Origin of the sequence: Paenibacillus sp. J2TS4 (genome assembly GCF_018403245.1) — a bacterium.
GTDB lineage: Bacteria > Bacillota > Bacilli > Paenibacillales > NBRC-103111 > Paenibacillus_L.
In genome coordinates this window covers 15,340-28,196 of sequence record NZ_BOSH01000022.1, presented here as the reverse complement: position 1 = coordinate 28,196, position 12,857 = coordinate 15,340, and the positions used below count along the sequence as shown (strand labels likewise).

General features: G+C 51.3%; 8 protein-coding genes. All 8 read right to left on the bottom strand.

All coding sequences use genetic code 11. The annotated features are described in order from the left end of the window. Position 1 precedes the first annotated feature (1 nt). The 8 genes from murB to KJS69_RS27630 all read right to left on the bottom strand — a co-directional run bounded on the left by murB (position 2) and on the right by KJS69_RS27630 (position 12,847). On the bottom strand, positions 2-907 hold the full coding sequence (murB, locus tag KJS69_RS27665; protein WP_213587220.1) for a UDP-N-acetylmuramate dehydrogenase: 906 nt from the start codon (positions 905-907) through the stop codon (positions 2-4). Between the two features lie 443 nt (positions 908-1,350). Beyond that, positions 1,351-2,448, bottom strand: a complete 1,098-nt coding sequence (gene spoVE, locus KJS69_RS27660; protein WP_213587218.1) for a stage V sporulation protein E — start codon at positions 2,446-2,448, stop codon at positions 1,351-1,353. Positions 2,449-2,503: 55 nt separating this feature from the next. Beyond that, positions 2,504-3,931: a UDP-N-acetylmuramoyl-L-alanine--D-glutamate ligase gene (murD, locus tag KJS69_RS27655; protein ID WP_213587216.1), complete on the bottom strand. Its 1,428-nt coding sequence runs from the start codon at positions 3,929-3,931 to the stop codon at positions 2,504-2,506. A 3-nt stretch (positions 3,932-3,934) separates the two neighbouring features. Further along, entirely contained in the window at positions 3,935-4,897 is a 963-nt protein-coding gene (gene mraY, locus KJS69_RS27650; protein ID WP_213587281.1) for a phospho-N-acetylmuramoyl-pentapeptide-transferase, read from the bottom strand. Between the two features lie 152 nt (positions 4,898-5,049). Further along, positions 5,050-6,450: a UDP-N-acetylmuramoyl-tripeptide--D-alanyl-D-alanine ligase gene (locus KJS69_RS27645; protein WP_213587215.1), complete on the bottom strand. Its 1,401-nt coding sequence runs from the start codon at positions 6,448-6,450 to the stop codon at positions 5,050-5,052. After that, the gene (locus KJS69_RS27640) at positions 6,443-7,933 is read right to left on the bottom strand and encodes a UDP-N-acetylmuramoyl-L-alanyl-D-glutamate--2,6-diaminopimelate ligase (RefSeq protein WP_213587213.1); all 1,491 of its coding nucleotides are present in this window, start codon (positions 7,931-7,933) and stop codon (positions 6,443-6,445) included. The genes KJS69_RS27645 and KJS69_RS27640 overlap by 8 nt, the downstream gene beginning before the upstream one ends. Before the next feature lie 257 nt (positions 7,934-8,190). After that, complete coding sequence (locus tag KJS69_RS27635; protein ID WP_213587211.1) at positions 8,191-10,134, bottom strand: stage V sporulation protein D; 1,944 nt, start codon at positions 10,132-10,134, stop codon at positions 8,191-8,193. Between the two features lie 283 nt (positions 10,135-10,417). Beyond that, positions 10,418-12,847: a penicillin-binding transpeptidase domain-containing protein gene (locus tag KJS69_RS27630; RefSeq protein ID WP_213587209.1), complete on the bottom strand. Its 2,430-nt coding sequence runs from the start codon at positions 12,845-12,847 to the stop codon at positions 10,418-10,420. Positions 12,848-12,857: the final 10 nt, after the last annotated feature.

Sequence of the window (12,857 nt, the reverse complement as noted above, 5' to 3'; positions counted from 1 at the left end):
ATTACCGTTCACCCACCACCATAACTTCAGGAACCAGCTCCACTTTGTATTTTTCCCCAACTATGGCTTTAATCTTTTCAATGAGGGTGAGCACGTCTTCAGCTGTTGCCTGCCCCGTATTAACGATAAAATTGGCATGTAGAGTTGATATTTCAGCTCCCCCCACGCGCATCCCTTTGAGGCCGGCCTCCTCGATCAATTTGGCCGCGAAGCGGTTCTCGGGATTGCGGAAGACACTCCCGGCAACGGCTAATTGCAGCGGTTGTGTCCGGAGCCGCCGTTCTTTATGTGCGGCTTGGGTGGTTGCCAGTTCAGCGCGATCCCCCGCTTGAAGCTCGAGAACCGCTTCGGTGACGATTCCTCGTTTTGTGTGTAGAATAGAGGTTCGGTAGGCGTACTGAAACTCTTCCTTCTGCATAGTAACCAATTCCCCGTTATCGAACAGCACTTCAGCTTGCTTGAGAATGCGTGACATTTCCGACCCGTGAGCCCCTGCATTCATGTAGACGGCTCCTCCAATGCTACCCGGTATTCCTCCCGCAAATTCGAGTCCGGCCAACCCTTGCCTTCCCGCCATGACAGACAGCTTGATGAGGGAGAAGGCCGCTCCCGCATAAATGAGGTTATCTTCAAAGCGGGCATAGTTTAACGCTTCTCCCAATTTGATAACGACCCCGCGTATGCCTTTATCGGTAACCAGCAAGTTGGAGCCTTTGCCTAGCACGAACCATGGCAAATTGTGTTCACGCACGATTCGGATCGTTTCGAGCAATTGCTGCTTGGTTTGCGGAACGACGAACACGTCGGCAGGACCGCCGATCTTCCAGTAGGTATGAGGTGCCATAGGTTCCTCGCGTTTAATATCGTTGACTCCGGCAGCCTGTAATTCAGATATGACCTGTAGCACTAGGATAAACCTCCTTCACAACATCACGGGCAATAACCAGACGGCGGATACGATGTGGGCCGCTCTCGCCGCCGACTGGTCCGGGCGTTTGTCACGGTTATAGTGTATACTATGTAAATTTACAAAGAGTGTGACAACAGCCCAACCATTGCTTCTCCCGTTGACGAACCGTATTTTGACCAAATATTTTTAATCGCAGACTATAGATGCGGCAATGAAGATAAGCGTCCATTCCGTTCCGAAGGAAAGTGCCTCTTATCTAAACTTACATCAGGTTAGTGGTTGAATTCCCCATACGCTTGTCCTAAATAACGTAAATATTGAGCTCGCTTTTGAGAAGAAGTGGTGAAAAAAAGAACGGAAGGACAGATACTTAAGCTGTTCTCCAACCTTCCCCAAACTGTCACTCCACTCTTTTTTCCCACACTTTGCAGGTTGGTAAACTATCGGGAATAACGGGATATATTCAGCAAGATTCCAATGGAAGTGAGCATCAAGGTTAAAGAGGAGCCGCCGTAGCTGATTAAAGGAAGTGTGATTCCCGTAACCGGCATCATTCCGATCACGACACCGATATTGATAATAACCTGGACAGCTATCATTCCGGCCACTCCTACGGCGAGCAGGCTGCCGAACGTATCCGGCGCGGCAATCGCGGTTCTCAGTCCGCGCCACACCAGGATGGCGAATAGAATGAGGATAGTTGCGCCGCCGATAAAGCCTAACTCCTCCCCGATGATCGAAAAAATAAAGTCGGTTTGCGGCTCCGGCAAATAGTTGTACTTTTGCAGGCTGTTTCCATAACCGAGACCGCTCAGCCTTCCCGGGCCGATGGCGTACATCGATTGGATCGACTGATAACCGGCTCCCAGCGGATCCTGCCAAGGGTCCAGGAATGCGGTGATTCTCTGCAACCGATAGGGGGCAGCCAGAATGAGGCCGATAAACCCGACCAAGCCGATCAGAGCCAGCAAGGACAAATGCAGGAGGCGGGCTCCCGCTGTATAGATGACCAGCAAGGACGCCCCAATCAGAACTGCTCCCGTACCTAAATCGGGCTGCAGCATAATCAGTCCGAACGCCGTACCCATAATGAGCAGCGGAGGCAGCAACCCTTTGGTAAACTGAGTAATTTTATTCTGCTCCTCCGCCAGCAGCTTGGCCATAAAAATAATCATGCCGATCTTCATAAATTCGGAGGGCTGAATCCCAAACGAGCCTATCCCGAGCCAGCTTCTGGCGCCGCCGCGAACTACTCCAATCCCCGGAATCAGTACGATTAGTAATAAGACAAAACAGATGAGCAAACCGATTTTAGCGTATTTTTTCCACACCCAGTAATCGATGTTCATCATCGTTAGCATAGCCAGAACACCAAGGACAGCAAAAAGAAGCTGTCTCTTGACATAGTAATACGAATCGCCGAAATCATGAAATGATAGTACGGAGCTCGCACTATATACCATGACCACTCCGATGGCCAGCAGCAGCAAAGTCGCCAGCATCATCAGCGCATCCGGGGCGGACCGTGCTTTTCCCATGTCCTCACACCTCTCACCATCAACGTGGGGACAGCCAAGGCTTGGTTATCCCTTGTTAAAGGTTATGCACGGACTCTTTAAACATTCGTCCCCGCTGCTCGAATGATTCGAACATGTCCCAGCTGGCACAAGCCGGTGACAGGAGAACAATCTCCCCCGGCTCCGCCAGTTGCTGCGCATAGCGAACGGCTTGGTCCAATGTTTCCGCGGCGCTATTCCCATTATCGACCAATTGGATGCGGGTCAACCCTGCCGATTCTGCAACTTTAGCCAGCTTGTCGCGTGTCTCTCCCAGCAATACGACCGCCTTGACCTTCTCCCTTAAATAAGGCTCCAGCTCGCGGTAGTCCATCTCCTTATCCGTTCCTTGCCGGTCCTGCCCTCCGGCAATCAGCACGACGGGCTGTTGAAAAGCATCCAACGCCTTAATGGTCGCTGCCGGATTCGTCGCCTTGGAGTTGTTGTAATAAGTAATTTCGTTGCGGGTCGCAACAAACTCGAGACGGTGCTCCACTCCCTTGAATTGACGAAGGGATTCCGCAATGTCAGAGATAGGCGCCCCTGCCGCGATCGCTATAGCTGTTGCCGCCAAAGCGTTCTCGACGTTGTACTCTTCAGGTATGCCTATATCTGCAGAACGGACGATCAGATGAACGGTTCCGTCCTGATCCCGATAGACGACATCCCTCTCCAACCGACCGGTTTCGGCATGCCTGCGCAAATAGACGCCTTCACTCAGCTCTTCCTTCATTGAGAAGGGGAGCACTCGCGCCTTGACCTTGGTCGAAAGAAGACGGCATTCCGTGTCGTCCCAATTCAAAACCGCAATATCCTCTTCACATTGATTCGTAAATAACTTCGCTTTAGAGGCGGTATAATCCGACATCGTCCCATGATAATCCAGGTGCGTTTCATAAACATTAAGCAAACAAGCGATCCGCGGGCGAAATTTGTCGATTCCCTTTAATTGGAAGCTGCTTAATTCCGCGACGAGCCAATGGTCGCTGGTCGCGCTGTGAGCAGCATCGCACAGAGCTCGGCCAATGTTCCCGGCCACAATCGGCTGCATTCCGGCCTTGTCCAGCATTTGGCCCACCCAAGTCGTGGTGGTGGTCTTTCCGTTAGAGCCGGTTATTCCAATAATCGGAGCATCGGACAGCCAATACGCAACCTCCACCTCGGTCACGACCTCAATCCCGAGCTCCCGGGCACGGACAATCGGCTCCGCCTGATAAGGGATGCCCGGATTTTTGACAAGCAGCGCCACGCCTTCATGAATCAAGCCTGACGGATGGCCGCCGCAAACAACAGAAATACCCAGCGCCTCCAATTCGTCGGCCTCCGGGCATAGCTCTCGCTCTTTACGGTCATTGACCGTCACCTTCGCTCCAAGCTCGTGAAATCGTATGGCTGCGGCCACGCCGCTTCTGGCCATTCCGAGCACGATCACTTCTTCGTCTGCATATTCTCTGGGATGCTTCATGTGCTAGAACACCTCGTTTAAATAAAGTCCGATAACAGCAAGCAAAAATCCGGCCGTCCAGAACGTCGTAACGACTCTCCATTCAGACCAGCCGACCAATTCGAAATGATGATGAATCGGGCTCATTTTGAATACCCGTTTCCCCGTCGTTTTGAAAGAAATGACTTGAATGATGACCGACAAAATCTCGACGACAAACACGCCCCCGATGATGATCAGCAACAACTCGGAATGTGTCAGGACGGCCGCGGCCACTAATCCCCCGCCAATGCCGAGAGATCCGGTATCGCCCATGAACACCTTCGCCGGATGTGCATTGTAGACCAGAAAACCGAGCACCGCTCCGACCATCGCTGCGCTGAAGATGGCCGTATCCGGGCTATGCAGCTTCATGGCGATAATGACAAATGCGCCAAAAGCGATCGCGCTGGTACCGGAGAGCAAGCCATCCAACCCATCGGTAAAGTTGACGGCATTGGACATGCCCATCATCAAGAGGATGACGAAAATATAATAAAACCACCCCAGCGGAATCGCCGCATCGAAAAACGGAATTTGCACGTCCGTCGGATGATCGAGCCGATAGAGCAAAAAGCAAACGATTCCTGACACGATCAACTGACCAGCGAGCTTTTGCCTCGCAGTTAACCCTAGTGATCGTTTGAAGACGATTTTAATATAATCATCCAAAAAACCGACCAGGCCAAAGCCCAGAGTGGCAACCAGCAGGATAACAAGTTCAGGGGTTTTATCGGCAAAACGAAGCGCGGCCAGAGTAAGAGAAAGCAGAATGATCGTTCCTCCCATAGTGGGAGTTCCCGCTTTTTTCTGATGAGCCTGTGGACCTTCTTTACGGATTTGTTGGCCGAATTTCAATGCCCGCAGCAGTGGAATCAGCAGCGGGCCAGCCAATAAAGCCAGCAAGAAGGCGGCGCCTAGTGGAAACATTATTTCTTTGAAATCAATCACGATAAACCCTCCTGAATCCAATCCCCGATAATTAACAGTTTTGCGTCCTAAAGGACCACCGTTGTTCTGTTCAACTATAAGACGGATATATTCTAGTGAAAAATAGGTTTGCGTTTCGATTATATTCGTTTGTATCAATTAGGACAATGCTAGGTTTGCCGGTTGTTTTTTTGGACGGCTTGAATGATTTCCTCCAGCTTCATTCCTCTCGATGCCTTGAACAGGACAGCATCTCCCGGCCGGATGAACGCGGCGAGCTCTTCGCTGAGCCGCTGCCGATCATTAAACCATCTGACCCGACTGGTGCCCAGCGTCCGTTCCGCTTCATCGGCAATATAATAGGACAGAGGACCGAAGGCGAACAGTTCATCGATCTCCTCGGGGTCCAGCAGGCGGCCTACCTCTCTGTGGTATTCTTCCTCTTCCGGCCCCAGCTCCAGCATATCCCCAAGCACGATAATTTTGCGTCGGTGGCCTTTTAAGGAATGCAGAAGCCGAATGGCCGCTTTCATGGCAGCAGGATTGGCATTGTAGGCGTCATTCAACAGCAATGCTCCCGAAGCGAGACGCACAGTTTCGATTCGCATCCCCGACATTTCCAGCTTCTTCAAGCCCTCGATGATGTCTTTGTCCTGAACTCCCATATATTTGGATACTGCAATCGCCGCCAGCGAGTTAATGACGTTATGTTCGCCAAGCAATGGAATATAGTAGCCCGGGGATTCCGGCCAATTGATATGAAAGTGCATTCCATCGGTATCCTGCAGTATGGCGGTAGGATAAATATCATTGCTCTCGGACATTCCAAACCTATACCGGAGCATCGAAGCCGGGTGAGGAACTTCCGGATAAATACGCTCGATCAACGGCTCATCCCCGTTATAGACAAAGAAACCGTCCGCTCTGAGTCCACTCAAAATTTCAGTTTTTGCTCTGGCGATTTCTTCCCTTGTTCCAAGCTGCAGCAGATGCGCATCTCCGATATTGGTAATGATAACGGCTTCCGGGGAAGCCAGTCTGGACAAGAGCTCAATCTCTCCCCGTCCGCTCATTCCCATTTCCAGCACCGCCATTTCGGTGTCCTCAGCAATTTGCAGCAAAGTGATCGGCATTCCGATATGATTGTTCAAATTCCCTTTCGTTTTGTGCACACGATATGTTGTGGACAGAATAGCAGCGGTCAGATCCTTCGTCGTCGTCTTCCCGTTGCTGCCTGTAATGCCGACAATGCGAACAGGCAGTTCGCGGCGATAAGCTTGGGCCAGACGCTGAAGCGCCGCTATCGTATCGTCGACTTGAATGACCGGCCGGCCGGCCGGGGGCTCCCCTTGATCCTGCTGCCATAATGCGGCGGCCGCGCCTCTGCTGAATGCTTCCTCCACATAGAGGTGACCGTTATATTTCTCTCCTACGATCGGAACAAATAAGTTACCTGGCTGTATGGAACGACTGTCCGTCGAGACCCCTTGGATTCGCAATGAATCCGAACCTCCGGTAACCGCTATTCCTTCAGCCATTTGATTTATTTGTAAGAATGAACGATTAATCACGGTGTAATCCCCTTATTGCTTCACGAGCGACCTCCCGGTCATCAAAATGCAGGGTGGTCCCGTTGATGATTTGATAGGTTTCATGCCCTTTACCGGCTATAAGAACGACATCATTGGGCTGGGCCATGGCTATCGCCATGTGAATAGCCTCCCGGCGGTCCGCTATTTTACTATATTCGGAAGAGGTGAATCCGGCATCCAGCATCCCCGGCTCAATGTCATCCAGAATGCGCTCCGGTTCCTCCGAACGCGGATTGTCCGACGTAGCGATCACATAATCGCTGTATCGGGCGGCAATGCCCCCCATTACCGGGCGCTTGGCGCGATCCCGATCCCCGCCGCATCCGAAGACGGTAATGATCCGCCCCTCCACGAATTCACTTATCGTAGTCAGCGCATTCTCCAAGCCGTCGGGCGTGTGGGCGAAATCCACCAGAACAAGGAAGTCCTGCCCTTCATGGATCGATTCCATTCTGCCCTGAACAATTTCCATCTCTTCTAAGCTATTCTTCAATTGGTTCAGCGGTACCCCTTCCACCAAAGTTGCGGCAATCGCCCCCAGAGCGTTATAGACATTGAATTTGCCTATCAGCTTCAATTGAATGGAGGCTTCTCCGCAGAAGGTGGATAGATTAAAGGAGGTTCCGGCGGAAGTTATCCGAATATCGCTCGCGCGAACGTCGGCCTCCTCTTCGATGCCATAAGTGACAATCTGCGCGGATGTCATATGCGCCAGTTGGGCTGACGCCGGGTCATCCGCATTGAGAATGGCGTACTGCCTTTCGGATTCGAGCGGAGAATAATGATTGCCCAGCCTGGAGAAGAACAAACCTTTGGCCGCCAAATAGCGGTCCATCGTCCGATGATAGTCCAGATGATCCTGCGTCAGATTGGTAAACAGAGCCGTGCGGAACCGGCAGCCTTTCACTCTGCCCATATCCAGCGCATGGCTCGACACTTCCATAACACAGTAATCTGTATTAACCTCGCGCATCCGTCTAAAGCTGGCCTGCAATAAAGCAGCGTCCGGCGTCGTATTTTGCGTGGGGACAATTTCTTGGCCGATTTTGATCCCGATCGTACCTAGCAGGCCCGTCTTCTTGCCGTAATCGGTCAAAATTTTATCGATGATAAAGGTCGTCGTTGTTTTCCCGTTCGTTCCAGTAATGCCTATCAACTTCATTTCGTGACTAGGATAATTATAGAAGTGATCCGCAAGGATGGCCATGGCAGCCCGCGAATCATTGACCGTCAGTACAGGCGCTTCTACATCCAATGCCCGTTCCGCCACCAAACCGGCCGCACCCTTGGCCAGTGCCTCTGCGGCATACTGATGACCATCCTGAATCGTTCCAGGCAAACAAATGAACAAGTCCCCGGGCTGGACCTTGCGCGAATCCGTCTGGATACCGGTTACTGTGACTTCCCCATCCCCCGATAAACGAGAGGTGACGATGAGTGATGCAAGTTCTTTAAGCTGCATCGAATTTCCTCCTCGATTATGACTATATATGTGGCACTAAAGAAAGGGATCATTCCGTTCCGAAGGAAAGTGCCTCCGAAGCTTCAAACATCTTGTTTTGTATTCCTTATTTTTAGGATGGGCCTTCGGATGGTAGGAATACAAAGCCAAAACTCGCCCTGGAAGCATCTTTCTTTCTCCTCTCCATGATCTAGCAAAGCGCCGCCATCGAATGTTGCCCTGATTACATATATATCAAACGTTCCTGGATTTTACGATTACTTTTCTTCTCCGGCTCCGGGATCTTGATCGGACAAGAAGATTCTGACCGTAGCTCCAAGATCCACCTTTGTCCCCGGTTTGGGGGCTTGGCTGATAACATATTGCCCGTTGCCTGATTTGGCAATAGTCAAATCGGAGCGAATATCTTCGTAAATATCTTGTACGGTAGCTCCTACCATATTGGGTACTTCGACCATCCGGGGATCTCCGTAGCGATACTCTTTTTCAATCTGGTCCTTGCGCGGTTCGACTTGCATGTAGCGAAGCGCGTCCCCCATAATATTTTTGACAATCGGCGCGGCGATCAAACCTCCAAACTGGATCCCCTGGGGATTATCAACGGCGACATAGACAACAACTTTGGGATCGTCTGCCGGGGCGAAGCCAACAAAGGATACGATATGCTCATTAGGAGAGTAACGGCCGTTAACGACCTTCTGCGCCGTCCCCGTCTTGCCGCCCACTCGGTAACCTTCTACGAACGCGTTGCGCCCGGTCCCTTTGGCCACCACGCTTTCCAAAGCTTCTCTGACCTGCTTGGACGTATTCTCGGAGATGACCGTGTTAACCAGTTCAGGCTGCACGGTCTCTACTTTCTCTCCCGTTTCCGGGTTGTACCAAGCTCTGGCCAGATGAGGCTTATAAAGCTTCCCTCCGTTTATCGCGGCAGAAACAGCCGCCACCTGTTGGATCGGAGTGACCGAAACCCCTTGCCCGAACGACGTCGTGGCCAGCTCAACCGGTCCCACCCGGGATGGTTTAAACAAAATCCCGTTTTCTTCACCGCTCAGATCGATCCCCGTCTTCGTGCCAAAGCCGAATCGCTTGATGTAGTCAAAAAGCAAATCCTTCCCCAGCCGCTGTCCCATAACGACAAAGCCCGGGTTGCAGGAATTTTCCACTACGTCGAGGAACGTTTCGCTGCCATGTCCTCCCCGCTTCCAGCATCTCAGCCGAGAGCCCGAGACCTCAATAAACCCCGGGTCAAAAAAATGCTCGTTATGAAGATCGACCTTCCCTTCCTCCAGAGCTGCAGCAAGGGTGATGATCTTAAAGGTAGACCCCGGCTCGTAGGTCATCCAGATCGGAAGATTGCGATTATAAACCTCCGACGGGTATTCGCGAAACTGATCGGGCTCATAGGTAGGCCGACCGGACATCGCTAATATCTCCCCGTTATTCGGATCCATCATCAGGCCGATGATATGGTCCGCCTGAAACTGCAGCATCGCCTGATCCAGCTCCCGCTCCAGAACGGATTGCAGGTAGCTGTCAATAGTCAACTGCAGATTAAGTCCGTCTCGCGGATTAGTAAATTCGTCCGATGTGTTGGGCATCTCCCGGCCTGCGGCATCGGATAGATACGATATGCTGCCGCTCTGCCCGCTAAGAAGCCGGTCATACTGAGCCTCCAGACCGGTCAAGCCCTGGTTGTCGATTCCGGCAATCCCGAGAATATGGGCTGCCAACGAACCAAACGGGTAGTAGCGCTTATTATCTTCTGCAACGACAATACCCGGCAGATTCATCGCGCGGATTTCCTGCGCCTTTTCCTCGGTAATTTTCCTGCCGGCCGGCTGAATTTTTTGAATAGACTGCCTCTTCGTAATTTGCTGGTAAATCTTTTCCTCCGACCCTTGTAAAGCCGCGGCCAGCTTAGAAGCCGTCGTCTTCGGGTCCTTAACTTGGGCGGGAATAGCCATGACCGAAGGGGAGCTGACGTTATAGGTCAATCTGACCCCGTTACGGTCCCAAATTTCACCGCGCTTGGCGGCAAAGGGAATGTTCCTTCTCCATGAATCCTCGGCCATTTGGGCTAATTCCGAGCCTTTCCACAGCTGGACATATGCCAATCGTACCACTAATGCTGAAAAAATCAATATTCCGGCAAGCATCGCTGTCCATAGCCTTCGCCTTACGGTTACATTGGAAACTCGCATGGACGAAATAACCCCCTTGTCCCGTCAAGATCTTTCATATCCAGACTATTCGGGACAACCAGGGGTTAGAACAACTTGTCTTTCTATTATCCAACCATATTAGAGGTTGTTCAAAAAGTCCCCTTTTGATCACGAAGGATACCAAGAAGCGAATTCGACATCGAACCTTGCACTCACCCTCGAAGTCCGGTGCTCATGTAGGTCTGCCTACACTCCGCTCCTCCTTCTTCAGCTTCGCACAATCTTCTCGGTGCTGAAAAGTTGACTTTTTGAACATTCACTATTAGTCTTTCTTGGCTGGAGGTTTAGTTCCGGGATCCGGGTCATTCTTTTGTTCCTTGGAATTATCCTTTTCCCGATCTTCATCCGATTCGCTCTGGCGTTCCTGGTCCGACTTCTTATCGTCCTTCTCATCGTCTCCGCCAACCCCGGAGGAATTCCGGTCCGCCGAGCTATCCTGATCCTTAGCGGCGTCTGCGTCTTCTTTATTTTCCTCTTGCTCTTCCTGCTCCTCATTCTCCTCTTCTACGTCAGCCCTAGGATTTAACGGCTTCAGCTCCAGATTAACGGATTTGCCGCCGCTGTCCCCTGCGGACTGGGAGACGACGTAGCCCTGTCCTTTGAAGGTACAGCTCGCTTCGAGGAAAGTGCAGATTTCCATCGCCTCCCTCGCTGATTTACCTGTGAGATCAGGAACTGGCAGCCCCTTAACGTCCTTCATCGCCAAGTAAACATTCTGAGAAGGGGATATTTCCGAGCCAGCCTCTGGAAATTGTTTAATGACCGTTCCCCCGCTTCCGAGCACCTCCACTTGAAGCCCGGCCAGCCCCATCGTCGATTTAGCATCCGCCTCTGATCGTCCAATTACATTGGGCACGATCTGGGAGGAAGCTCCGCCGGCATTGGATGTCGCCGTCGAATTAGCGGGAACATTCAAATAATGGAGTGTTTGGGTAGCAATCTCCTTGAAGACGGTCGTTGCCACCTCACCGCCCAGTCGATAGTCCCCTTTAAGGTTCGGTTGATTGACGAGAACCGTTATTAGAATTTGAGGATCATCCAGCGGTGCATATCCAACAAAAGAAATAAGCCATGTATCGGTTGAATATTTATGCTGACCTTCTGGAACAATGTTCGCCGTTCCCGTCTTTCCGGCCACCGGATAACCTTCGATATAAGCGTTGCGCCCCGAGCCCATGGCCTTGTTGGAAACCGTTTGTTCCAATAATTCTCCTGTTTTCAGGGCAGTCTCTTCGCTCACTACCCGTCCAATTTCCTGAGGCCCAAACGATTCAACGACCTCACCGCTCACCGGATCCACGATTTCCTTGACGAGAATAGGCTTCATCAGAATTCCGCGATTGGCGATGGCTGCATAGGCAGCCGTCTGCTGCAAGGCGGTAGCGGTAATCGTTCCTTGTCCAAAGGTAACGCGCGCAATATCCGAAGGGTACTTCATCTGAATTCCACCGGAAACTTCATTAGGCAGCTCGATTCCGGTTTTGGCGCCGAAGCCAAACACATCAATATATTGCTGAAGCTTCTCTTTCTGCAGCTTTTCATAGCCCAGCTTCGCAAATAGAACGTTACTGGACCGCAGCAGTCCTTCTAAATAAGTAATTGTCCCCCATCCTACACGGTTATGATCATGCACCGGATTTCCCGGAACGGACAGCGTACCTGATTTAAACCAATCATTCGGGTTGAACATTCCTTCCTCAATAGCCCCGGCCAGCGTCACCAGCTTAAAGGTGGAGCCCGGTTCAAACTGGGAGGAGATGGCATGATTGATCAAATCTTTCTGACTGTCAATTTCCCAATATCGGTTTGGATTGAAATCGGGAAGACTGGCCATGGCCAGAATTTCCATCGTTTTCGGATCCACGGCGATCGCCGTCATGTTCTCCGGCTTCCATTTATCATACGCGCTGCGCATGGCGCTTTCTGTATAGAACTGGATGTTCTGATCAATGGTCAGTCGCAGATTTTTACCGTTTAAAGGCGGTGTGTAAGACACCTTCCCATCGGGGAGCTCTACTCCGGTACGATCTCTTTTACGGGTAATATCGCCATCCTGCCCCATGAGCTGCTCATTGAACATAACCTCGATTCCGCCCTTGGCTTCTCCTTCCAGATCGATATAACCGAGGATGTGCGAGGCTAAGCGGTTATTCGGATAATATCGCTTCTGTGTCTCCCTTAAATAGATGCCGACACTGTTCTTATCCGTCAATTTCTTCATTTCCTCAATGAAGGCTTCCAGTTCTTCCTTCTTGTCTGCATCCACTCTATAGCCTTCATTGCGGATTTCAACCTCTTGGAGGTAGGCGGTGCCTTTACTGTTTTTCTTAGTCACCAGACCGTATATCTTCTCTTCCAGCTTGGTCAGGCTGCCTTCTTTCTCAGAAGCGTTCAGCAGCTTTGCAAGGCCTCCGGCTACTTCCCGCGCGATACCCCGCTCGTTAATAATTTGCGGATTGACCGTCACGTTATAAGCGGCGCTATCCTCGGCTAATGGTTTGCCGTTGCGGTCCATAATCATTCCCCGTTTGGCCCGCAGAACCTCGCTTGCCTTCCAGCGGACTTCCGCCTCGCTTTGCAGCCAGGATGCTTCTACAACTTGAATCCAATAAACTCTGCCGATCAGAGCGATAAACAGCAGCGAAAAAACCAGTCCAATCAGCAAGGATCTAATTTTCACTTGTTTTGTCATAGCTTGTCCT

Excerpts from the sequence above, each read along its gene's own strand:
- spoVE (WP_213587218.1), bottom strand. The coding sequence starts at position 2,448 with ATGGGAAAAGCACGGTCCGCCCCGGATGCGCTGATGATGCTGGCGACT.
- murD (WP_213587216.1), bottom strand. The coding sequence starts at position 3,931 with ATGAAGCATCCCAGAGAATATGCAGACGAAGAAGTGATCGTGCTCGGA.
- KJS69_RS27640 (WP_213587213.1), bottom strand. The coding sequence starts at position 7,933 with ATGCAGCTTAAAGAACTTGCATCACTCATCGTCACCTCTCGTTTATCG.
- KJS69_RS27635 (WP_213587211.1), bottom strand. The coding sequence starts at position 10,134 with ATGCGAGTTTCCAATGTAACCGTAAGGCGAAGGCTATGGACAGCGATG.
- KJS69_RS27630 (WP_213587209.1), bottom strand. The coding sequence starts at position 12,847 with ATGACAAAACAAGTGAAAATTAGATCCTTGCTGATTGGACTGGTTTTT.